General features: G+C 65.8%; 22 protein-coding genes, 1 tRNA gene and 1 riboswitch. Of the genes, 6 read left to right on the forward strand and 17 right to left on the reverse strand.

Annotated elements, in window-relative coordinates; all coding sequences use genetic code 11:
* Positions 1-415: 415 nt before the first annotated feature.
* Complete coding sequence (locus tag ACX12L_RS19735; protein WP_459264141.1) at positions 416-1,300, forward strand: hypothetical protein; 885 nt, start codon at positions 416-418, stop codon at positions 1,298-1,300.
* Between the two features lie 34 nt (positions 1,301-1,334).
* Here ACX12L_RS19735 and ACX12L_RS19740 read toward each other — a convergent pair whose 3' ends face one another.
* The gene (locus ACX12L_RS19740) at positions 1,335-2,261 is read right to left on the reverse strand and encodes a hypothetical protein (protein ID WP_459264142.1); all 927 of its coding nucleotides are present in this window, start codon (positions 2,259-2,261) and stop codon (positions 1,335-1,337) included.
* Positions 2,262-2,790: 529 nt separating this feature from the next.
* On the opposite strand from ACX12L_RS19740, the gene ACX12L_RS19745 reads away from it, so the two are divergent.
* Positions 2,791-2,878: transfer RNA gene (locus tag ACX12L_RS19745), tRNA-Ser, on the forward strand.
* 21 nt (positions 2,879-2,899) lie between these two features.
* Here ACX12L_RS19745 and ACX12L_RS19750 read toward each other — a convergent pair.
* Together ACX12L_RS19750 and ACX12L_RS19755 are read right to left on the reverse strand one after the other, a co-directional pair.
* Positions 2,900-3,427 carry a hypothetical protein gene (locus ACX12L_RS19750; protein ID WP_459264143.1) on the reverse strand — a complete coding sequence of 176 codons (528 nt, stop codon included), beginning with the start codon at positions 3,425-3,427 and terminating at the stop codon, positions 2,900-2,902.
* A 76-nt stretch (positions 3,428-3,503) separates the two neighbouring features.
* The gene (locus tag ACX12L_RS19755; RefSeq protein WP_459264144.1) at positions 3,504-3,758 is read right to left on the reverse strand and encodes a hypothetical protein; all 255 of its coding nucleotides are present in this window, start codon (positions 3,756-3,758) and stop codon (positions 3,504-3,506) included.
* Between the two features lie 153 nt (positions 3,759-3,911).
* Here ACX12L_RS19755 and ACX12L_RS19760 point away from each other — a divergent pair, with 153 nt between their 5' ends.
* A complete protein-coding gene (locus ACX12L_RS19760; protein WP_459264145.1) occupies positions 3,912-4,607 on the forward strand; it encodes a class I SAM-dependent methyltransferase in 696 nt (231 codons plus the stop codon).
* Here ACX12L_RS19760 and ACX12L_RS19765 read toward each other — a convergent pair.
* From ACX12L_RS19765 to ACX12L_RS19800, 8 genes are all read right to left on the reverse strand, one after another.
* Positions 4,604-5,116, reverse strand: coding sequence for a methylated-DNA--[protein]-cysteine S-methyltransferase (locus ACX12L_RS19765; RefSeq protein WP_459264146.1), 513 nt, complete (start codon positions 5,114-5,116; stop codon positions 4,604-4,606). The two genes, ACX12L_RS19760 and ACX12L_RS19765, sit on opposite strands and share 4 nt — an antisense overlap.
* 106 nt (positions 5,117-5,222) lie before the next feature.
* Positions 5,223-5,792 carry a cob(I)yrinic acid a,c-diamide adenosyltransferase gene (gene cobO / locus ACX12L_RS19770; RefSeq protein ID WP_459264147.1) on the reverse strand — a complete coding sequence of 190 codons (570 nt, stop codon included), beginning with the start codon at positions 5,790-5,792 and terminating at the stop codon, positions 5,223-5,225.
* A gap of 23 nt (positions 5,793-5,815) precedes the next feature.
* A complete protein-coding gene (locus tag ACX12L_RS19775) occupies positions 5,816-6,592 on the reverse strand; it encodes an ABC transporter ATP-binding protein (RefSeq protein ID WP_459264148.1) in 777 nt (258 codons plus the stop codon).
* Entirely contained in the window at positions 6,589-7,632 is a 1,044-nt protein-coding gene (locus tag ACX12L_RS19780) for a FecCD family ABC transporter permease (RefSeq protein WP_459264149.1), read from the reverse strand. The genes ACX12L_RS19775 and ACX12L_RS19780 overlap by 4 nt, the downstream gene beginning before the upstream one ends.
* The gene (locus ACX12L_RS19785) at positions 7,629-8,528 is read right to left on the reverse strand and encodes an ABC transporter substrate-binding protein (protein ID WP_459264150.1); all 900 of its coding nucleotides are present in this window, start codon (positions 8,526-8,528) and stop codon (positions 7,629-7,631) included. The genes ACX12L_RS19780 and ACX12L_RS19785 overlap by 4 nt, the downstream gene beginning before the upstream one ends.
* Entirely contained in the window at positions 8,525-9,109 is a 585-nt protein-coding gene (locus ACX12L_RS19790; RefSeq protein WP_459264151.1) for a bifunctional adenosylcobinamide kinase/adenosylcobinamide-phosphate guanylyltransferase, read from the reverse strand. The genes ACX12L_RS19785 and ACX12L_RS19790 overlap by 4 nt, the downstream gene beginning before the upstream one ends.
* The gene (locus tag ACX12L_RS19795) at positions 9,106-10,458 is read right to left on the reverse strand and encodes a cobyrinate a,c-diamide synthase (RefSeq protein ID WP_459264152.1); all 1,353 of its coding nucleotides are present in this window, start codon (positions 10,456-10,458) and stop codon (positions 9,106-9,108) included. Before ACX12L_RS19795 ends, ACX12L_RS19790 begins: the two co-directional genes overlap by 4 nt.
* Positions 10,459-10,465: 7 nt before the next feature.
* Positions 10,466-12,316, reverse strand: a complete 1,851-nt coding sequence (locus tag ACX12L_RS19800) for a TonB-dependent receptor domain-containing protein (RefSeq protein ID WP_459264153.1) — start codon at positions 12,314-12,316, stop codon at positions 10,466-10,468.
* 81 nt (positions 12,317-12,397) lie between these two features.
* Positions 12,398-12,641: riboswitch (cobalamin riboswitch) on the reverse strand.
* A gap of 34 nt (positions 12,642-12,675) precedes the next feature.
* Between ACX12L_RS19800 and ACX12L_RS19805 the strand changes: the two genes are divergently transcribed.
* Both ACX12L_RS19805 and ACX12L_RS19810 read left to right on the forward strand, forming a co-directional pair.
* Positions 12,676-12,915, forward strand: a complete 240-nt coding sequence (locus tag ACX12L_RS19805) for a DUF904 domain-containing protein (RefSeq protein ID WP_459264154.1) — start codon at positions 12,676-12,678, stop codon at positions 12,913-12,915.
* Positions 12,912-13,280 (forward strand): cell division protein ZapA, encoded by a 369-nt coding sequence (locus ACX12L_RS19810; RefSeq protein WP_459264155.1) that lies wholly within the window; start codon positions 12,912-12,914, stop codon positions 13,278-13,280. The genes ACX12L_RS19805 and ACX12L_RS19810 overlap by 4 nt, the downstream gene beginning before the upstream one ends.
* Positions 13,281-13,532: 252 nt before the next feature.
* Here ACX12L_RS19810 and ACX12L_RS19815 read toward each other — a convergent pair whose 3' ends face one another.
* The 4 genes from ACX12L_RS19815 to hemN form a co-directional block, all read right to left on the reverse strand.
* Positions 13,533-16,013 carry a sensor domain-containing protein gene (locus tag ACX12L_RS19815; protein ID WP_459264156.1) on the reverse strand — a complete coding sequence of 827 codons (2,481 nt, stop codon included), beginning with the start codon at positions 16,011-16,013 and terminating at the stop codon, positions 13,533-13,535.
* A complete protein-coding gene (locus tag ACX12L_RS19820; protein ID WP_459264157.1) occupies positions 16,010-17,317 on the reverse strand; it encodes an HD-GYP domain-containing protein in 1,308 nt (435 codons plus the stop codon). The genes ACX12L_RS19815 and ACX12L_RS19820 overlap by 4 nt, the downstream gene beginning before the upstream one ends.
* A gap of 101 nt (positions 17,318-17,418) precedes the next feature.
* Positions 17,419-18,141, reverse strand: coding sequence for a sulfite exporter TauE/SafE family protein (locus ACX12L_RS19825; protein WP_459264158.1), 723 nt, complete (start codon positions 18,139-18,141; stop codon positions 17,419-17,421).
* Between the two features lie 3 nt (positions 18,142-18,144).
* On the reverse strand, positions 18,145-19,527 hold the full coding sequence (hemN, locus tag ACX12L_RS19830; RefSeq protein ID WP_459264188.1) for an oxygen-independent coproporphyrinogen III oxidase: 1,383 nt from the start codon (positions 19,525-19,527) through the stop codon (positions 18,145-18,147).
* Positions 19,528-19,698: 171 nt separating this feature from the next.
* Here hemN and fnr point away from each other — a divergent pair, with 171 nt between their 5' ends.
* Positions 19,699-20,442, forward strand: a complete 744-nt coding sequence (gene fnr / locus ACX12L_RS19835; RefSeq protein ID WP_459264159.1) for a fumarate/nitrate reduction transcriptional regulator Fnr — start codon at positions 19,699-19,701, stop codon at positions 20,440-20,442.
* Between the two features lie 20 nt (positions 20,443-20,462).
* Here the strand turns inward: fnr and ACX12L_RS19840 are convergent, their stop codons facing one another.
* Together ACX12L_RS19840 and ACX12L_RS19845 are read right to left on the reverse strand one after the other, a co-directional pair.
* Positions 20,463-20,750: a hypothetical protein gene (locus tag ACX12L_RS19840; RefSeq protein ID WP_459264160.1), complete on the reverse strand. Its 288-nt coding sequence runs from the start codon at positions 20,748-20,750 to the stop codon at positions 20,463-20,465.
* Positions 20,751-20,836: 86 nt separating this feature from the next.
* Positions 20,837-21,097 (reverse strand): FixH family protein, encoded by a 261-nt coding sequence (locus ACX12L_RS19845; RefSeq protein ID WP_459264161.1) that lies wholly within the window; start codon positions 21,095-21,097, stop codon positions 20,837-20,839.
* Between the last annotated feature and the right edge of the window lie 6 nt (positions 21,098-21,103).

Consider the following 21,103-nt stretch of genomic DNA (forward strand, 5'->3'; position numbering starts at 1 on the left):
GTGGCCTCATTACGCCGATCCGAGACTGGCTCCAATACGGCGATCACGCCCTGGCTCCATTACGCCGGTCAGCGGGTGGCGCCTATATGCCGATCATGGAGTGGATCCAATATGCCGGTCGGTGACACGGGGCAAGGGGGGAAAGAGCCGCAGGCCGTGGCGTCCAGCCACGCGTTATCGGGGGCATGTGTTGCCACCGAAAACGGATTTCCCCCCTTGCCCCGGCCTCGAAGAGGACAAGGGGGCGCGGTATTGAGCCGTGGGGTGCTCCTAGGCACGCAGACACCGGCGCCTCGTCCAGAGGCGGAAAGGGGGCGATAGGCGGTCTTCTCGATTGAGTCGGATCAGGCGTCTGATCCGACGGGTGTCGTGAGGTGTACGTAGCTACACGTTGCATGAACACAAGGGTGTGTTCATGCAACAACACAAGGAGCTACCAATGAACGACACAACAATGACCCATTTCGAGCTGGCCGCCATGGAGCCGACGCCAAGCGACGACGTGGGCGAACTTCCGCTCGACAAACGCCTGATTGGCGAGCGCTCCCGTACAAACCTGCTGCACTGGATATACCGGTTCGGATGGCTAACTTCACGCATGGCGGCTGCTCTGGGTTGGGCATCGGCCGCGCAGGGCTGGCAAATGGCTCGCCGTACGTTGAAGGCCATGCAGGAGGATGGCCTCGTCATCAAGCGTGCGCTCCCAGGCGCAGGCACCGACGCATTCCTGCTCTCAGCCAAGGGGGCACGCTTGCTGCGAGAGATGACAGGCGCCGAGGCTGCGAGCGGCCAGAGCATGACGCTGGGCAACGCGGTGCACCGAGCCTGCTCGAACTGGGTGTTAATCGACGCCATCCAGCAAGGCTGCGAAGTCGTCACAGAGCATGAGATTGCCACCGACCGAGCTGCGGTTCGCGTTCTCGGTGGAAAGGTTTCGGATGGTCTCATCCTCTACGAGGGAGGCGACGCCTCGTTTTTGGAGGTAGAGAACAGTTGGAAAGCTGCGAAAGGGCGCGAGGCAATCGTCCGGTTTTGTGCTCAGCACCTGGACCAAGAAGCAATGACGCAGTTGGCCCCCGAGCACTGGTTGCGCAAGGTCCATGTGGTCTCAACGAACACCGATGCCTTGCGCCACCTGGCGGGCACGTTTCTCAAGGCTTTTCGTGCGGGGGAACTGACTGAGAGCCAGTTGCAGCTGGTGGATGTGACCTTGCTGCCGGTCTCTCCCAGCTTGGTGCCTGGCGAGCGGGTTCATGGAAATCTCTGGTTGGATGTCATGCTTCCGCACTTGCAGCAATGAAATGAGGGCCCCGAGGGGCCCTCGCAACTGCCGATCACGAAGACCGGAAATCGACAATTTCGGCCTGCACAACCGAGGAGTACTCAGTCTCGGGCCAAATATCATGCTGCCAAGGCTTTGGTCCGATGGCCGCTGCTGCCTCGGCGGCATGGCACAACTCGGTTGGTCCAAACTCTACGGTTGCATCATGGTCTTCTTCAATCATCTTTGCCAATGAGCAGTGCAGGGCCGCGTACAGGTTTGGCGCCCAACCTCCCACCACAACATGACTGACTCCCACCCATGCAATGGGGATAAGTCTCCCTTCGTTGCACGCGGAATCCACAAGCCTCCCGATATGGCGGTCAAGCTGTAGCCACACCTCCGTCGCATGCTGGTCAGCATCTCTGCGTGCCACCCAGCCCAAGTAGGCGGTGTTTGCCTGGCAACTCACATCCAAATGGTTGAATGCCCCTGGTGTGCTGCCAGCCAGAGCTTCCAGCATTTCCAAGTTACCCAGCTCCTGCGGCAGGATAACCACCAATGAATCGTCACTGGCTGCGTAGGGTGGCCGTCCTTGCGGCGCAATGTAGGGCCGCACCACTCCGTTGATATCTTCGGTTGAAACGAGCGCTGCATGGCAAATAGGCCGTGGCCAGCTCATTTCTTCTGACATGTGCTTGACGACGCCCACCAGTGCGCCGACTTCGGATGAGCGAATGGCTGCTTCGCTGTGGGTAAATGCCAGCGGATAGAGTGCACAGCGCGCGGAGGCAATGTCCGCTAAGAGGGCCGCGTCCACGTCCTCCATGGCACTCATATACCCCGCCAGCTCAGCACTGGGTGATGTCAGGACGTGGCCGCTCAGGTCCTGAGTCAATGCGTCGGCGTGGAGGACGTCCGGGACGGACCCAATGTGATGCGCCAAGTGCTGCTCCTGTGATTCAAAAACGATTTGATTGGTCATGATGATGTGGTTCATAGACGCCAGATTGGCTAGATCAAATACAGCTCTTGTATTTATTTATTCAGTACCACTCATCGAGGCCAGCGCCCACACAGCATCTTCTCCGAGCGCATGAACACCTTGAAGTCCGTTACTGGATGTTGGTGAAGTCTTGAGCGATGGGCAAAACACCCCCCTACCCACGAAGATCGTAGGGGGCCGTGGTTTGCCCATGCGATTTCTGGACGTTGGAGCCAGCCCGTCGCTTAGGGCGCTGCGGACGAATGCTGTTCGCCGCTGCACGACTGGACTTAGGCGCAGACAGCATCCGCCCCCGTTCGCGCCTCCCGTCGTACCACCCGGCGCTGCACCTTTGAACTTCCCGCTCGGTGCCGTTGTGCACGGTCGCGGGGTGTTGAGCCCTCTCCCCCGTGCACAACGTGTAGTCACCAGCGTTTCACAACACCAATTTGCCAGCGCCAGCGCCCCAAAGTGATGAAGGTCAGGTCGTCCGCTGGTCATAAGAACTCAAGATCCACGCCGCAGCAGATACAATCGCCGCTTCGGAGAGCTGGCAGAGTGGTCGATTGCACCGGTCTTGAAAACCGGCAACCCGCAAGGGTTCCAGGGTTCGAATCCCTGGCTCTCCGCCAAATGAGATATTAGAGCCTCATTCAGATAATTCTGGATGGGGCTTTTCTCATTAAGGCGTTATTATCGGAAGGCCTGCACTGAGCTTTCCGAACCATCCTGTAAAGATTTCTTTGCAATTCGAAACAGATTTCACCATAGAAAAGTGGATTCTTGCATCGAACATTCCAAAGTTCCTCGTCCTCTTCACTCTCAGCATTTATCCAGCAATCGACACGGTTCTGGTCAGTCGCCATAGAATCGACATCACCCTTGTAACACTCGAAGCACCGGAGCGCCAATTTTTCAGCCCAAGGTTCGGCATCTACGCGCATGTCTAACCAAAACTGAATGCCTTGTAAACACTCGAGTTCGTCGATTTTCTGCGCCTCCAGTTGCCGACTGATTGAAGGCCAATGCAAAGACTGAGTTACAGCTTGTAGTATCGACTTTGCACTGCAACTCTCCCATGTCAAATCTACATCAAACTCAAACTCATGGAAGATAGCTATGCGGCGGCCAGTTTGTTCTGCGGGTGTCAGCTTATTAAATTCATCGTGATATTCAAGCATCATTTCTCCAATCTGTCCCGAGCCTCTATTGACACGGGATCGGATCAAGTTCGATTGGTTTTGATGTCTTGTGAAGTCATTTTAAAGATGTCGCCAAAAATATCAACAGGAAAGTTGACTTTTTAAAAAATACAACATCGAAAAATGTGTTTTTAAACGAGAAATCATTTAAAAATAGATTTTTGGGTACAGAACTCTGTTCTTTCAGGTCCGGTAATACCAGTCGTGCAAGGGCCGTTACCCGCTCTTCACGGCATAAGAGGGCTCGTGCAGCCAGCTCGCAGTGACTCGCTCCACTGAGCACCAAAGAGCGCACATGCGGCATCAGCAAGACCCTCACGTTGAACGTTAGAAGCGTTCAAACGTGCGCCATCTGGGTGTGCCATAATTCGAAACACGACCACACCTAAGTCATTGATTTAATTGAGCTTGTGGAACAGTGAGTAAATTTCTCACAGTCTCCGCCATCCCCCCCTTTCGCGCCATGACACGCCTGGTCAACGACGAAATCGACATCCTCGCCGAACTGGTGCCCGCGCCCGGCCCGCAGGTCATCGAGCTGGGCTGCGGCGCGGCGCGCATGGCGCGGCAGATGCTGCAGCGCTGGCCCGGCCTGCGCTACCTGGGGCTGGAGGTGGACGCCATCCAGCACGCGCGCAACCTGCAGGACCCGCCCGCCGGCATGCGCTTCATGGCCGCCGGCGCGCAGGACATTCCCTGCGAGGACGCGCAGTTCGACCTGGCGCTGATGCTCAAGTCGCTGCACCACGTGCCGCTGGATGCCATGGACCGGGCGCTGGCCGAGGTGGCGCGGGTCTTGCGCCCCGGCGGGTATCTGTACGTGTCCGAGCCCGTCTTCGCCGGGCCGCTCAATGAGGTCACGCGGCTGTACAACGACGAGGGCGTGGTGCGCGCCGCCGCGCAGGCGGCCGTGGACCGCGCGCTGGCCGCCAGCGCCGGGCCCTGGCGCGAGGCGGCGCAGCGGCGCTTCGACATGCCCGTGGAGTTCAGCGACTTCGCCGATTTCGAGCGGCGCATGATGCGCCCGACCTTCGCCGACCACCGCATCGACGACGCCCTGCAGGCGCGCGTGGCGGCGGCCTTCGCGCCCCACTGCACGCCGCAGGGCGCGCGCTTCGTGCGCCCCATGCATGTCCGGCTGCTGCAGCGCAAGAGCTAAAACAGCATTCCCCCGCCCTCCAGCGCCAGCAGCGCCTGCTTGCGCGGCAGGCCGCCGCCGAAGCCGGTGAGGCTGCCGTCGCTGCCGATCACGCGGTGGCAGGGCACGATGATCGAGACCTTGTTCTGCCCGTTGGCCGCCGCCACCGCGCGCGTGGCCGTGGGGCGGCCGATGGCGCGGGCCTGTTCAGCGTAGCTGCGCGTCTGGCCGTAGGGAATGGCGCACAGGGCCCGCCAGGCATCGTTCTGGAACGGCGTGCCGACCAGGTCCAGCGGCACGCCGAACGCCTGGCGCTGCCCGGCGAAATACCCGGCCAGCTCGGCGCGGGTCTGCTCCAGGATGGCGTTCATGCCCTCGCGCGCCGGGCCGCCGCGCGCCGCCTCGACCTGGGCCTGCTCGCGCCCCACGCCCTTCTGGCCGACGAATTCGAGCAGGCACAGGCCCTGGCCGCTGGCGATGGCCAGCATCTCTCCCAGCGGCGTGGGCAGGTGGCAGTACAGCAGAGGCATGGCGCGGTTCCTGGACGGGTGGCGAGGCGCTCCATTCTATGCGTACCGGTTTTCAGCGAAAAACGGCTCTAGCCCTTGCTCAGCAAGCGCCACCAGCTATCAAAATTCAATCCTCGATGCCGCGCTGCGCGGGCACGCCGGCCTGGAAGGCATGCTTGACAAGCTTCATCTCGGTCACCGTGTCGGCCACGTCGACGATCTCCTGCGGGCAGCGGCGGCCCGTGAGGCACACGTGCACGTCCTTCGGGCGCGCGGCCAGGGTGTCGAGCACCTCCTGCAGCGGCAGCCAGCCGTAGATCAGCGGGTAGGTGATCTCGTCGAGCACCACCAGGAAGTACTCGCCCGAGAGGATGTCCGCGCGGGCCCTGGCCCAGCCGTCGCGCGCGAGCTGGGCGGAGTGGTCCAGGTCCTTGCTTTTCCAGGAAAAGCCGTCGCCCAGGCCCTCGACGGGCAGGCCCACCTGCTCGGCCAGGCGGTGCTCGCCGAAGCGCGCGCTGGGCACCTTCATGAACTGGTACACCTTCACGGCCTTGCCCCGGCCCGTGGCGCGGAACGCCAGGCCGAAGGCCGCCGTGCTCTTGCCCTTGCCGTCGCCGGTGTTGACGATGACGAGGCCGCGGCGCTCGCCCTCGGCCTTGTCGTAGGGCTTGTCGGAGGGTGGGGTTTCGATCTGCATGGAAGAAGCTTTCTGAAAAAGGGTCAGACGCGCGGCAGCGCCATCCACATACCGTCGATCTGGCGCACCTGGATGCGGCGCTCGAACACCTGCTCCAGAGCGGCGTGGGTGGCGCCGTCCTGGCAGGGCCCGTGGTGCGCGATGCGGCCCGCGGCCATGATGAGCATGTCGTCGGCCTGCAGCGCGATGGAGATTTCGTGCAGCACGCTGACCACGGTGCCGCCCGCGGCCACCAAGCTGCGCACGGTGTGCAGCCAGTCGGTCTGGTGCGGCGGGTCGAGGTTGGCCAGCGGCTCGTCCATGAAGGTGACGCGCGCCTGCACCGCCAGCGCGCGCGCCAGCAGCACGCGCTGGCGCTCGCCACCCGAGAGCTGCGACAGCGGCCGGTCGCGCCAGTCCCAGGCCTGGGTGGTGCGCAGCGCAGCCTGCACGGCGGCGTGGTCGGCGCCGGAGGGCGGCGCCATCCACGGGCGGTGCGGCAGGCGGCCCAGCATGGCGATGTCGTAGGCGGGCAGGTCTTCGGCGGCGGATTCGTTCTGGCCCATCCAGGCGAGCTGGCGCGCACGCTCGCGCGCCGGAATGTCCGCCAGCGGACGGCCCAGCAGCGCCACCTGGCCCTGCACGCGCGCGTGGCGCAGCAGGCCGGCCAGCGCCTTGAGCAGCGTGGACTTGCCCGCGCCGTTGGGGCCGACCACGCTGGTCCAGCGGCCCTGCGGCAGATCCAGGTCTATGCCGTGCAATATGGCATGGTTTTGCATGCTGGCGCTTATCTGGCGGGCGCTGACAGCTATTTTTTTCATAGTGAAACCGCCAGCGTGCGCCGGTGCATGAGCCACAGCAGGTAGCTGCCGCCCAGCGCCGCGGTGAGCACGCCCACGGGCAGCTCCTGCGGCGCGATGAGCCAGCGCGCCAGGATGTCGGCCGCCAGCAGCAGCACCGCGCCCATCAGGCTGGACAGCCACACGTGCCGCTGGTGCGTGACGCGCACGATGGAGCGCACCAGGTGCGGCGCCGCCAGCCCCACGAAGGCGATAAGCCCGGTGTGCGCCACCGCCGTGCCGGTGGCCAGCGCCATGGCCAGCACCAGGCCCGCGCGCATGGGCGCCAGCGGCAGGCCCAGGCTGGCGGCGGTGGCCTCGCCCAGCATCAGACCGTCGAGCAGGCGCGACAGCGCCCAGGCCGCGCCCGCGCAGAGCAGCCAGCTGCCCGCCATCAGGACGCAGGCCTGCCAGCCGACGAAGGCCGAGCTGCCCATGGTGAAGACCTGCATGGATTCGAGGATCTGCGGCTTGGCCACCTGGATCAGGTCGCGCGCGGCGCTGAGCACCACGCCCACGATCACGCCCGCCAGCAGCAGGCGCAGCGTGTGCTGCACGCCGCGCGCCAGCACCAGGGTGAGCAGCACGGCCCCGGCCGCGCCGATGAAGGCCGCGCCGGTGACGCCCAGGCCCGCGAGCCAGCTCGCGGTGGTGGGCGACACGCCCAGCATGGCCATGGCCACGGCGCCGCCCAGCGCCGCGCCCGATGCGCTGCCCAGCAGGTACGGGTCGGCCAGCGGGTTGCGGAACAGCCCCTGCGCAATGGCGCCCGCCAGCCCCAGCAGCGCGCCCGCCAGCCACGCGCCCAGGGTGCGCGGCAGGCGGATGTCCCACACGATCTGGCGCGCCAGCGGGTCCTGGCCCGCGTGCAGCACGCTGTCGAAGCCCGTGCTGCCCACGCTGGCGCCCAGCACCAGCAGGGCGCCGCTGGCCAGCAGCAGCCACAGCGCCAGCCACAGCGCGCGGCGCTGGCCTGCGGCCGGGGCGGCGGCCAGCGTCGCAGGGGGCATCACGGCGCTCATGGGAATTTCTCCGACAGGCAGCCGGCCATGATGCGCGCGGCCTCGGCCATGCGCGGGCCGGGGCGGATCAGCACGTCGGACTGCTCGGGGCCGAACTCGCACAGCCGCCCGGCCTTCACGGCGGCCATGTTCTGCCAGCCCGGGTACAGCGCCTGCGGCTGCCCCGTGCGGTTGGAGATCATGACCAGGTCGGGCTGCGCGCGCAGCACGAATTCGGGGCTCAGGCGCGGGAACGGCCCCAGCGCGTCGGACACCACGTTGCGCACGCCCATGCGCGCCAGGGTCTCGCCGATGAACGAGGAGCCGCCCGCCGCGTACGGGCCGCGGCTGACCTCGAAGTACACGCGCACGCCGCGCGCGCGCGCGGGCAGCGACTGCGCCGCGGCCGACACGGCGGCGTCGATCTCGCGCCACACGCGCTGCGCGCCCTGCTGCGGCGGCACGCCCAGCAGGTCGCCCACCACGCCGAGCACGCGGCGCACGTCGGCATGGTTCTTGGGCTCCAGCGCCGCGACCTTCAGGCCCAGCGCCTCCAGGCGGTCGCTCACGCGGCTGCTGACCGACAGCAGCACCACGTCGGGCCGCAGCGCGACGACGGCCTCGATGTTGGGATCGAGCCCGCCGCCCACCTGCGGCAGCGTGCGCACGAAGCCGGGCCAGTTGGAGTAGCGGTCCACGCCCACCAGGCGCTCGCAGTGCTGCAGCTCGCATACGCTCTCGGTCAGCGAGGGCAGCAGGCTCACGATGCGCCGCGGCGGCGCATCGAAGCGCAGCACCTTGCCCCGGTCGTCGGTGATCTGTATGGGCTGCGCCTGCGCCAGGCCGGCCATGAGCAGGCCCAGCAGGACGAGGATGGCAAGCACCCAGAGGATGCGGCGCACGGGTGTGGGTTTCATGGGTTCTTGAGGAATAGCGGCAATCCGGCGGCCATCAGCGTAACGCGCGCGCAGGCCTGGGCCGCCTGCTGGTTGAGCGTGCCCAGCGCATCGACGAAGGCGCGCACCTCGCGCCCCAGCGGTATGACGCCCAGGCCGATTTCGTTGCCCACCAGTACCACGGGCCCGGGGGTCTGCCGGATTGCTTCCAGAAAAAGAGCTGCCTGCGCTTGCCAGTCCTGCCCTGGAGGCTGATTTGGCTCATATTCCGGCGCGCTGGCGGGCATGAGCCAGTTGGTGAGCCACAGGGTCAGGCAGTCGATGACGAGCAGCGTGCCGGGCGCGCCGTGGCGCGCGAGCGCGGCGGCCAGGTCGCGCGGTTCCTCCACGGTCGCCAGGCCCGGCACGCGCTGGGCGCGTTCGCGCTGGTGGCGCGCGATGCGCGCGCGCATCTCGTCGTCCCACGGCTGGCCGGTGGCGACGAGCAGCGCGCGGTGCGCGGGCGACTGCGCCAGCCACTGGCGCGCGAGCAGCTCGGCGCGGCGCGACTTGCCGCTTTTCTGGCCGCCCAGGATCAGCTCGCTGCGCGCAATGGCGTTCATGCGTCCTCCACGCCGAACAGGGCCGCCGTGGCGCGCGGGCTGGACGCGAACCAGGCATGGAAGTAGCTCGCCCGCAGGCCGCCCACGCGGTACACGGCCTCGCCCTCGCCCGGCGCGGCACCCTGCCCCGGGCGCGCGGTGCGCGCATCGACAGGAGCCGTGCTGTCGCACACCGAGTAGTGGAAGGTGTGCCCGCGCAGGCAGCCCTGCGCCAGCGCCAGCTGCTGCGGCCCCAGCGCGGCCAGGCGCCGCTGCATGGCCACGCGGCCGGGCAGCAGGCCCCACAGGGGCACGGTGCGGCCGTCGTGCAGGATGATGGATTCGCACAGCGCCATCATGCCGCCGCACTCGGCCCACAGCGGCTTGCCCGCCTGCACGTGCGCACGCAGGCTGGCCTGGAACGCGCCGTTGGCGGCCAGCGCCCCGGCGTGCAGTTCCGGGTAGCCGCCGGGCAGCCAGACGGCGTCGCACGGCGGCAGCGCGGCATCCTGCAGCGGCGAGAAGAACGCCACGCGCGCGCCCAGCTGTTGCAGCGTCTGCACGTTGCCCGGGTAGATGAAGCAGAACGCCGCATCGCGCGCCACGGCCACGGTGCGGCCCGCGAGCAGCGGCGGCACCGGCGCGCACGCGGGCGGCACAGGGAAGTCAGCGGCGAAGCGCTGCAGGTCCTGCGCGTCCATCCGGCCCAGCGGCGTGGCGGCCAGCGCGTCGGCGGCGGCGTCCAGGCGCTGCAGCGCGTCGGGCAGCTCGTGCGCGCTCACCAGGCCCAGGTGGCGCTCGGGCAGCAGCGGCGTGCGTCCATCCGCGTCCAGCGACAGGCGCGGCAGCGCGCCCAGCCAGTCGGCGCCGTCGCGCAGGCCGGCGCGCAGCATGTCGGCATGGCGCTCGCCCACCACGCGGTTGGCCAGCACGCCGACCCAGGGCAGGCCCTCGCGGTAATGGCGCAGGCCGTGGACGATGGCGCCCAGCGTGCCGCCCATGGCGCCGGCATCGACCACCGCGAGCACGGGCATGCCGAAGCGCTGCGCCAAGTCGGCCACGCAGTCCTCGCCGTCGAACAGGCCCATCACGCCCTCGACCAGGATCAGGTCGGCCTCGCATGCGGCAGCGTGCAGGCGCGCGGCGCAGTCGGCGGGGCCGGTCATCCACAGGTCGAGCTGCTCCACCGGCGCGCCGCTGGCGAGCTGGTGCCAGTACGGGTCGAGGTAGTCGGGCCCGCACTTGAACACGCGCACGCGCCGCCCCTGGCGCGCGTGCAGGCGCGCCAGGGCGGCCGTTACGGTGGTCTTGCCCTGCCCCGAGGCGGCGGCCGATACGACCAGGGCCGGGCAGCGTGCGTCGCGGCTCATGCCGGCCTCAGTGGGCGGGAGCCCATTTCACGCCCACGAAGAACGTGCGGCCCGCCGTCGCGTAGTTGCGCGCCAGCTCGTAGTTCTTGTCGGCCAGGTTGTCCAGGCGGGCATAGACGAGGTAGTCGCGCGCCACGCGGGTGCTGGCGTACAGGTTGAACAGCGTGTAGCCGCCCAGCCGGGGAGCGTTGGCGTTGTTGTTGTCGTAGCGCTTGCCCGAGATCTGCGCCTCGGCCCCCAGCGTCCAGCCCGCGAGAAGCGTGTCGGCGCCCAGCACGGCGTGCTGCTTGGCACGGCGGCCCAGTTGCCTGCCGGTGTCGAGGTTCTTGGGATTCTGCAGGTCGAGCGAGCCGCGCAGCCGCACGCCGCCCAGGCCGTACGCGCCCGCCAGCGTCAGGCCCTCGTAGCGCGCCCGGCCCACGTTGGCGTAGCAGCCCGGGTAGGGGCCGGAGTTGCCGGCGCAGGTGCCGGTGTTGCCCTGCCAGTCGATCAGGTTGCTCACGTTGTTGCGGTACAGCGTGGCCGAGAAGCTGTTCGAGCGCTCGGCCCATTTCAGGCCCAGCTCCACGTTGCGGCTGGTCTCTGGGCGCAGCGTGTCGTCGCCATACATGCTGAAGCGCTGGTACAGCGTGGGCGCCTTGAAGGCCGTGCCCGCCGAGGCGGTGGCCCGCCAGTTGGGCGTGAAGGCGTAGCCGTAGGCGGCGCTGCCGGTGGTCTTGCCGCCGAACTCGCTGTCCTCGTCATGGCGCGCGTTCAGCTGCACCGTGTGCGCGCCCAGGCGCAGGCCCCAGCCCAGCGCCAGCGCGTTCTGGGCGCGGTCGCGCGTGCCGCTGGAGATGCTCGCGTTGGTCAGTTCATCCTCGCGCCGCTCCAGCGCCGCCGTGAACTGGTGCGCGCCCACGCGCAGTTCGTTGAAGAACAGGTAGCCGCGCTGCCGGGTGTCGGTGAAGTAGGCCGAGGGCTTGGTCTCGTAGCGGTCGCGCGAGTCGGTGACGGACAGGCGCGTCTTGTAGCTGCCGCTCCACTGCGCCTGCCAGTTCAGGCCTAGCCCCTGCAGGCGGTGCAGGCTGCGGTCGTCGGCGGTCTTGCTCACGTCGTAGCCGCTGTCGGTGTCGTTGTAGAGGAAGTTGCCCTCCAGGCGGTGCGCCGTATTGAGCTGCCAGCCCAGGCGGCCGCTGGCGGAGGTGCCCTGGTAGTCGTCGCGGTCGGGGTTGCCGTCCTTCTTGGCATTGAAGCCCTTGCTGGTCTCGCGCGCGATGCCCAGGGCGTAATCCACCGCGCCGCTGGCGCCGCTCACCCCGGCCTCGGCGCGGTAGGTGCCGTGCGTGCCCGCGCCCACGCCCACGTAGGGCGCCACGCCGGCCTCGCCCTTCCTGGTGAAGATCTGGACCACGCCGGCCACGGCATCGGAGCCGTAGATGGCGGCGGCGGGGCCGCGCAGCACCTCGATGCGCTCGATCTGCGCGAGCGGGATCGCCTCCCAGGTCGTGCCGCCCGAGCCGGCCTGCGAATCGACGCGCACGCCGTCGATGTAGACGGCGGTGAAGCGTGTCTCGGCGCCGCGCACGTACATGCTGGTGGTGCCGCCCAGGCCGCCGGAGCGGCTCATCTCGATGCCCGGCAGGCGCGCCAGCACGTCGCCCAGGGCAGCGGCTCCGCTTTGCTCGATGGCTTCACGGTCGACGATGGATACGTCGGCCAGGACATCGGTGAGCGGCTGCGCGGTGCGCGTGGCCGTGACCACGACATCACTCAGGACAGGGGCGGCGCCCTCCTGGGCCTGGACGGCGCAGGCGGCCAGGGCGGCCAGGGCGAGCGCGGAAGGACGCAATGCGCCAGCGCGAAGGAACGGATTCATCATAGGGAACCAGAGTCAGCAAAGTTACCCGTGCCAGCCTCCCCGCCAGCGTTGGGTGATACGGCCGCACGCGCCTTGGCGCGCACGACCACCATGTTGGCCGGTATCCGGGCTGGCGGAGCAGCTTTCATGGCCTTCCCAGGCGCTTGTTCAAGGCACCCAGTGGCATGTGCATGAAAGTGGAGCCGGCATGCGACTCATCCGCTGACCGTTGCGGGGGCAGCGCAGGCTCGGGGTGTGCTTCATGGCGAAGGCCCCCTCCCTGCTTCCCGTTGAACTGCGGCATGTGAACCACGCCGCGAGCACCAACGAGGCGATTTTATGCCCAATCGCACGCCGGTCCCTACAATTGGCGGCGTATGGACCACCCCCCTTCCCTCGACCAGATCGCCGAGCGTGTCGAACGGCTGCTGCTGCGCCACACAGAGCTGCAACGCACCAACGCCCTGCTCGCGCAACAGGTCTCGGCGCTCACGCAGGAGCGCGACTCCCTGAAGTCCCGCCTGCAGGCGGCCAGGGCGCGCGTGGATGCGCTGCTCGACCGCCTGCCTGCCACACCCGCTCCCGCAGCCCCCACCGAGACGAAAGACGCGCCATGAAGCAGATCGAGGTCCAGATCCTGCAGCAAAGCTATCTGCTGGCCTGCCCCGACGGCCATGAGTCGCGCCTGCTCGAAGCCGTGGAGCGCGTGGACACCGCCATGACGCGCATCCGCGATGCCGGCAAGGTTCGCGCGCGCGAGCGCATCGCCGTGCTGGCCGCGCTCAATCTGGCCTTCGAGATCGCCGACCGCGAAGCGGCCGAACTGGCCGCTGCCACGGCCCAGCGCAGCGCAGCGCCCGTCACGTCCGCCGCCACTGCGGGTGCCGGGGATGCCTCGCAATCCCCTGCGCAGGAGCTGCGCATACAGCAGTTGCTGCTGCGTCTGGACGAAGCCCTCGGCGACGACGGGCGGCTGTTGTAGCCGGCAGGCCCACGGCCGCCGGCCCCGGCCACAGCCATTACAATGAAACCGTCTGCGATGCTGGCGGGCTTTATATTTCCTTGAACCAATGCTCATTGAGCACGGGCTTGGTACATTGCCAGGTGAGCGTGATCATCTCGCGTCAGATGAACCCAACGCCTGGTTGCCCTCGCCCACCTGAACCCCCGGTTCAGGATGCCGGTCCGCTGGCATTCGCAGACACCTGTCTTCCCGCGCGCACCGCCTCTTGATTCAGCGTTTGGCGCGGCGACTGCGGCATACAGCCGCTTTGGCAACGCGCTTGGCCCCGGCCATGGGCTCCGCCATCCGGGCGCGAAAATCTGCCGCAGGCATGGCGGGCGCGCACAGGAACCCCTGGTAGCAATCGCAGCCCATGCCCTGCAGCGCCTTGCGCTGCGCCTGCGTCTCCACCCCTTCCGCGACCACGCCGATGCGCAGGGCCCGCCCCATGCTGACGATGGCCTGGACAATGGCGCAATCGCCCTCGTCGCCCGGCAGGCCGCCCACGAAGGATTTGTCGATCTTCAGCCGGTGGATAGTCAGTTTCTTCAGATAGGCCAGGCTGGAATACCCTGTTCCAAAATCGTCGATGGACAGGCCCACGCCCAGTCGCGTCAGGGCATCGAGCACCTGCTGCATGTCCTGGGCATCCTGCAGCAGGACGGTTTCCGTCAGCTCCAGTTCCAGCCAGCGCGCCGGCAGGCCGTACTGCGCCAGCAATGCAGAGATGCGCTCCACGAAGCCCGCCTGCCGGAACTCCAGCGCCGAGACGTTGACCGAAACCACCAGGGGCGTGCCGCTGCCCATCCAGTGGGCGGCCTCCCTGACGGCCTGCTCCATCACCCATGCACCCAGCGTGACGATGTAGCCAGACTCCTCCGCCAGCGGCACGAAGGTGCCCGGCGACACCACGCCGAACTCCGGATCCGTCCACCGCACCAGCGCCTCGGCCCCCACGATGCGCCCCGTCGCCATGTCCACCTGTGGCTGGTAGTGCACCGCCATGTGCCCATGGCCCAGCGCCTGGCGCATGGCATGCTCCATCTTCATGCGCGACAGCAGGTGTGCGTTCATCTGCGGCTGATAGAAGCCATAGCTGCCCCGACCGCGCTCCTTGACCCTGTACATGGCGGTATCGGCATGCTTGATGAGGTCGTCGAGCGCATCCCCATCCTGCGGATACAACGATATGCCGATGCTGCACTGGATGGAAAACCCCATTTCATCGAGCATGAAGGGACGCAGCATCTCTTCCTGCACGCGTCGCGCCACGCTCTCGGCAACGGCCGCGTCCGCATCATGCAGATAGATGACGAATTCGTCGCCTCCGAGGCGGCACAGCATGTCGGACTGGCGCAAGCAGCCCTGCAGGCGCTCGGCCACGAGCTTGAGCACACGATCCCCGAAGGGATGCCCCAGGGAGTCGTTGACATTCTTGAATCGGTCGAGGTCCAGGAACAGGATGGCGAACCCGCCGCCCTGGCTGCGCGCGGCCTCGATGGCCGCTGCCACCCTCTTGTTGAGCGGCAGCCGGTTGGGCAGTCCCGTGAGCGCGTCGCTATGGGCCAGTTCCTCGATGCGCTTTTGCGCGGCATGCTGCACGGAAAGATCCCGCATGAAGCCTATGCTCTGCGCAACGGCTCCCGCATCATCGCGCAGCGCCACCCATGACAGCTGCACGCAGCAATGCCCATCCTCTCCCTGGCGCAGCCGCAATTCACCTTCCCAGAAGCCCGCCCGCTCCCAGCCCTGCCGTACCTCGGCCATGAATGCGGCATCGCCCTGCGCGGCGGCGAAAAGCGCCGTGACCCGCCGGCCGACCACTCCCTGCGCCGACGCGCCCAGGAGTTGCCTACATCCAGGGTTGATGCGGGCCACGGCATGCCGTTCGTCGGCGATGAAAATCGCGTCCAGGCTCGACTCGAACACCCGCGCCGCCAGGCGCAGTCCGGCCTGCACCTCGGTCTGCCGGGAAATGTCGCGGAACGAGTACACCCGTCCGGCAGGGCGCCCCTGGATGAGCTGCGGCACCGAGCGCTGCTCCACCGTCATGCCATTGCGCAGGTGCAAGATGTCGGTGGTCTCCAGCATCGGCTCATGCGCGATCACGGCCAGGCGGACACGATAGGCATCGCCATCGAGCACCTGGCTTTCCATGTGCGCCCTTATCGCGGCATCGTCGCGCCGCAGAAGCAGTTCGCGCGGCAACTGCCATATCTGGGCCAGCCGCTGGTTGAAGGCGCGGATCTCTCCATGCAGATTGCAGGTCAATACGCCGTCGGCCGCCGAATCGAGGGTCGCACGCAACTCCGACAACAGGGTTTCCAGTTCGAGCCGGGAGGCCTCGTGCTCCGACCGGTCCAGCATGGTCAGCAGCAGGCACTGGCCTGCGGGGTCGCCTTCGGGCGCCTGGATGGCAAGCACGCGCCGGTCCACCGGCACCAGGTCACCGCTGTGCATATTGCGCACCCAGGTATGCGAGCGAATGCCGGCGGCGATGCCGGCATGGGACTGCCCCCAGAAAACCAGGTCTTCGGGCGTGGCCACCAGCCCATGGACCGGCATGCCCTCCATGTCCGCCACGCTGCGCCCCACCAGCCGCGCAGCAGCCTCATTGGCATGGCGTATCTGCAGCGTGTGGCCATCCACCAGCCACGCGGCCAGATCGATGCCGTTCCATATCGCAGCGAAGGGTTGCCCGCCGATGGTCACGCGCTGCCCCCGCAATCCTGAGGGCTGAGTGCACGCTCGAAGAAGTAGGAGATACGCGGCTGCGGCAACAGATAGTCGAGGGCGTCGCGCGGCAACTGCGCCGGCTTGAGGCTGCGCAAAATGCCGAATCCATCGGTCTGCGCCAGGTTGAGCAATGGCGCCTCGTCCCTGGGCACGGCCGGCTCATACAGCACGACGCAGGGGCGCAGGGAATGCAATGCATCCACCACGACCACCAGCCCGAAACGGCCATCCTCCAACTGGACCAGCGAGCCCGGTGGATATACCCCCATCATGCGGATGAAGGCTCCCAGCACGGTGGCATCGAAGCACTCGCGCCGCAACGCGAAGAGCCTGGCAAGGGCCTCGTGGGGCGTCAATGCCTGCTCTCCGTGCAATGGATTGCACAGGCGGTCATAGCGGTTGACAAGCGCCAATATCTGCCCGCAGCGGCTGAGATCCTCGCCAACGAGGCGCAGCGGGAACCCACTGCCATCCGCCATCTCGTGGTGCTGCGCAATGGCAATCAGCACATCGCTGGACAGTCCCATGCGCTGACCCAGATCTACCGACAGGCCCACGTGCTCCTGATAGCGCTGCATGTCCGAAGGGTTGAGTGCCGCTCCTGGCTCCGCAATATGAATTGGCAAGAGCACCTTCCCCAGGTCATGCAACAAGGCCGACGTCCCCAGAAGGCACAGTGCCTCCGCCTCCATGCGGAGCGAGCGCCCAAGCAGCAAGGCCAGCACCAGCACGTTCACCGCATGGGCAGCCGAGCGCTGGCCCAGGTTGCCGGCCAGCAGATGAACCGCGCATGGCCCCTGCTCCAACAACTGTGCAACGCACGTGTGAATCAGAGATTCCGCCTGCTCGCGCATCTTTTGCGGCGCCGTCTGCACCCCGGTGCAGACCGCTTCATAGACGGTGGCGGCCTCTTGGTAGCGCTGGTTGCAACGTTGCCGTGTGGCGTTGTACATCGCCCGCACATCGGCATCCGTCATGGCGTCGCGCCCCGGCCGCTCGGCAGCGGGTTCGCCCGCATCGTCTGGCTGCACGCCCGCCATCCGCTCGGGCGCCTCTGACGGCGTTTGCGCCAGGGCTGCGCTCTTGGCCGGGATGTGGCGTACGGATTTCAACCCCAGGTCTCGCAAAACGCGAATCTGCTCATGCGTTGAGATTCTGAAGCTGCTCGTCGGAAAGGGATGGTTCATCCAACCCACTTCAAGTTGGATGAACATGCCCACGCGGAGGGCATCGATATCAATCAGAACGGATTGGTTCACTTCAGATCGCAGGATGGGCATATCCACTATCGACTCGCGCCCATCTTACCGAAGCATTATGGTCGGTTACCAGCGTTGCGCATTAGTTACAAACATTGTTGGTAACGAATACGGGGCATTTCTCAAGGCGAGCACCAAGGTGCGGGCTGTCCATGCACCACATCCATCCACAAGGCCCATGCTCCCAGAGTGAAAAGCACCAAACCCGCCAGCCTGGGCCCCCATGTGCTGGCCACACCATCGAGGCGTGCGCGAAGCCGGCCCCATGCCACAGGCCCGGCCACCAGCCAGACGCCACTGCCGGCGCCGAACAGCACCATGCACAGGGCTCCACGCAGGACACTGCCGCTCAATGCGGCGGTAAGCAACGCGGTGTAGAGCAAGCCGCAAGGCAGCAGCGCCCAGGCACAGCCGGTTACGAACAGGCCCCCGGGCCGGGATACCAGAGACCGTACCCGGCCCCAGACCGCCCTGCCGGCATCGTCCAGCCACGCAGGCTGGCGTACCTGCAGCATCATCAACAAACCCCAGGCGAGGATCAGCACATGGAACATGGTCCAGACGGGACGCAACACGGCGCTGCCTTGGCTCAGCCACGCCAGCCGCTCCATGGCAAAGGCGGCCAGGGCGCCCGCCACACCATACCCGGTCAATCGCCCCAGGTGGAACCCCATCGTGCGCTGCGCCACGGATCCCCGCGGCATCCAGCGCACGACCTGCTCACCGCCACGCGGGGCAACCCCTGCCCCCGTCAAGGCGGCGCAGGGCGCCGCACACATGACCAGGCAATGCGTCCCGCCCATCAAGCCCATGAGGAATGCCGTCGAAGCCAGAGCCAGCAGCATGGATCAGATGATGCGAGAGAAACGCGCCCGGTTGCGGTCTGCCTGCAGGTATTTGTCGAACACCATCGCCACGCCGCGCACGAAGAACCAGCCCATCGCGGTGACCTCGATGCCCTCGGCGCCGATCTTCACCAGGCCCTGCTCCGCCATTTCTTCGAGCTGCAGCAGTTCGGCCTCGAAATAGCGGCGGAAGTCGATGAGCCAGGACTGCTCGAGCGGCTCGAACAGCACCTCCCCTTGGCACATCAAGGCCATGATGACCGCGCGGCGCACCAAGTCGTCCCTGGTCAGGGCCAGGCCTCGCACCACGGGCAGGTGCCCATGGTTGATCGCGTCGTAATATTCGTCCAGCGTCTTGACGTTCTGGCTGTACGTTGCGCCTACGCGCCCGATGGCGGAGACGCCGAGCGCTATCAGATCGCAGTCCGGCTGGGTGCTATACCCTTGGAAATTGCGGTGCAGCCGGCCCTGGCGCTTGGCCACCGCCAGGGCATCCTCGGGCAGTGCGAAGTGATCCATGCCCACGTACACGTAGCCCGCATTCATGAACGCGTCGATGGAGCGCGCCAGCATCGATACCTTGGCCGAGGCCATGGGCAGCTCTGCCGAAATGATGCGCCGTTGCGATTTGAAACGCTCAGGCAGATGTGCGTAGGCATAAAGCGCGATGCGGTCGGGCCGCAGTTGCGCCACCTGTGCCAGGGTTCGATCGAAAGACTCCGGCGTCTGGCGCGGCAGGCCATAGATCAGGTCCACGTTCACCGACTCGAAGCCCAGCTTGCGTGCGCTCTCGACCAGTGCAAACACCTTCTCGGCAGGCTGTATACGATGCACCGCCTTCTGCACTTCGGGGTCAAAATCCTGCACCCCGAAGCTGAGCCGGTTGAAGCCCAGCTCCGCCAGCAGGGCGAGCCGCTTCTCATCCACGGTGCGAGGATCCACTTCGATCGAATACTCGCCCCCTGGCACCAGCACGAAACTGCGCCTGAGCATGCCCATGAGCTCGCGCAAGCCATCATCGGACAGGAAGGTGGGCGTGCCGCCGCCGAAATGCAGCTGGCTCACCTGCTGCCCCACGCCGCAGTGCGCGGTGTGCAGGTCGATCTCGCGGCTCAGGTAGCGCAAATAGACCTCGGCCCGCTCCGGATGCCTGGTAATGATCTTGTTGCAGGCGCAGTAGTAGCACAAAGATTCGCAAAACGGAATATGCACGTAAAGAGACAAGGGCATCGCCTTGGCCGCTGACCCTACATGACGCTGCTGCAAGGCCAGGATGTATTCTTTCTCACCAAATGCCTCCACGAAACGGTCTGCTGTTGGGTAGGAGGTATAGCGCGGCCCAGGCACGTCAAAGCGACGCAAGAGCTCGGTTGTAACGACTGTCATGACGGGATTCCTTGCATTTGCGGCGTACTGTGCCGTAGAGTCCCCAGGGCGTTCTTGATACCGATCAAGCACCCATGCGGTCCGGATGGGGACAATTTGACTTTGGATCAAAGTCTTTGAACGATCCGTGACATTCCATGCCTCGACGGCGTTCAGATGTAAGCTCGCGACATGAATAGGGTTTCCATACACTCCAACCTGCAATCCATCAAAGTTGCCTGTTCCAACTGCAACTTGCGCGAGTTGTGCATGCCCGTGGGGCTGGATGAGCAGCAGCTCAAGCGCATTGATGATGTCGTCGCCGTGCGCCGCAAGGTCAAGCGCGGCGGCACACTGTTCCGCAACGGCGAACCATTTACCTCCCTGTTCGCCATTCGCACGGGTTTCTTCAAGACCTGCGTGGCGACAGAGGATGGACGCGATCAAGTGACAGGCTTCCAGATGGCCGGAGAAATCATCGGTCTGGATGGCATCGTGAACGACCGGCACACCTGCGATGCCGTGGCCCTGGAAGACGCCGAGGTTTGCGTCATGCCATTCGACCGCATCGAGGAGCTCTCGCGCGAGGTCACCGCACTGCAAAACCATGTGCACAAGATCATGAGCCGCGAGATCGTCCGCGAACACGGCGTCATGCTGCTATTGGGAAGCATGCGGGCCGAGGAGCGTCTTGCCGCCTTCCTGCTGAATTTGGTGCAGCGCCTGCATGCACGGGGATTTTCCCAATCGGAACTGGTATTGCGCATGACACGCGAGGAAATTGGCAGTTACCTGGGCCTCAAGCTCGAAACCGTGAGCCGCACCTTCTCCAAGTTCGTCGAAGAAGGTATCGTGGAAGTCAGGCAACGCCACGTACGCATCGTGGACACCGACGCTCTGAAGCGCATCGTCAACAGCCAGCAATCCTGCCTCTAATTGCCCCAAAAGCCCATGAGTCAGGGCATGTATTTGGCGCAGTCGAGCGGCCTGTCACCCTCGGGTACAGGGCAGCGGTTGAGTTCAAAGGGGGAGAAGGACAACATCGTGGTAAGCACGCTCGAAGCCATGATGACGATCCAGAAAACGAAGAACGCCACGGTGTAGACGCCTTGCCTCGAAAGATTGACGGGCTGATCAAACCACTGCAATGCCTCGGGATCCACAAAGGCAAACACGACCATTTCCATAACCCCCGCCATGAGAAAGGCGGGCCAGGCTACCCACATCAACCGCTGCTTCCACATCTCTTGCCTCCTTGTCATGGGTCAAAGCCTAGCACCATGTTCTGCGCAAGCAAAGTGCAATCGCCCCCCTGATTCCCCTTAGAACCTCAGCGCGGCTGGTCCTGCATTGGCGTGGCTGCATGGTTGCGCCCCTTCATCGCGGGCGTCATGCCAGGGTCCGTATTCTTCAGCGTCTTGTTGATATCCAGGCCACGCTGGTAGTAGTCTTCTGCCAGCACGGGATCCGGCTGAGAAAGCGCAAGCCAGAGGGTGACAAAACCGGCAATGACCACGATCACCGGACCCGCGATCACCAGCCATACATGACCGTACTTCCACCACGGCTGCGACTCGGGGGCTGCGTTCATTGATCC

The sequence above is a fragment of the Alicycliphilus sp. T452 genome (genome assembly GCF_054512775.1).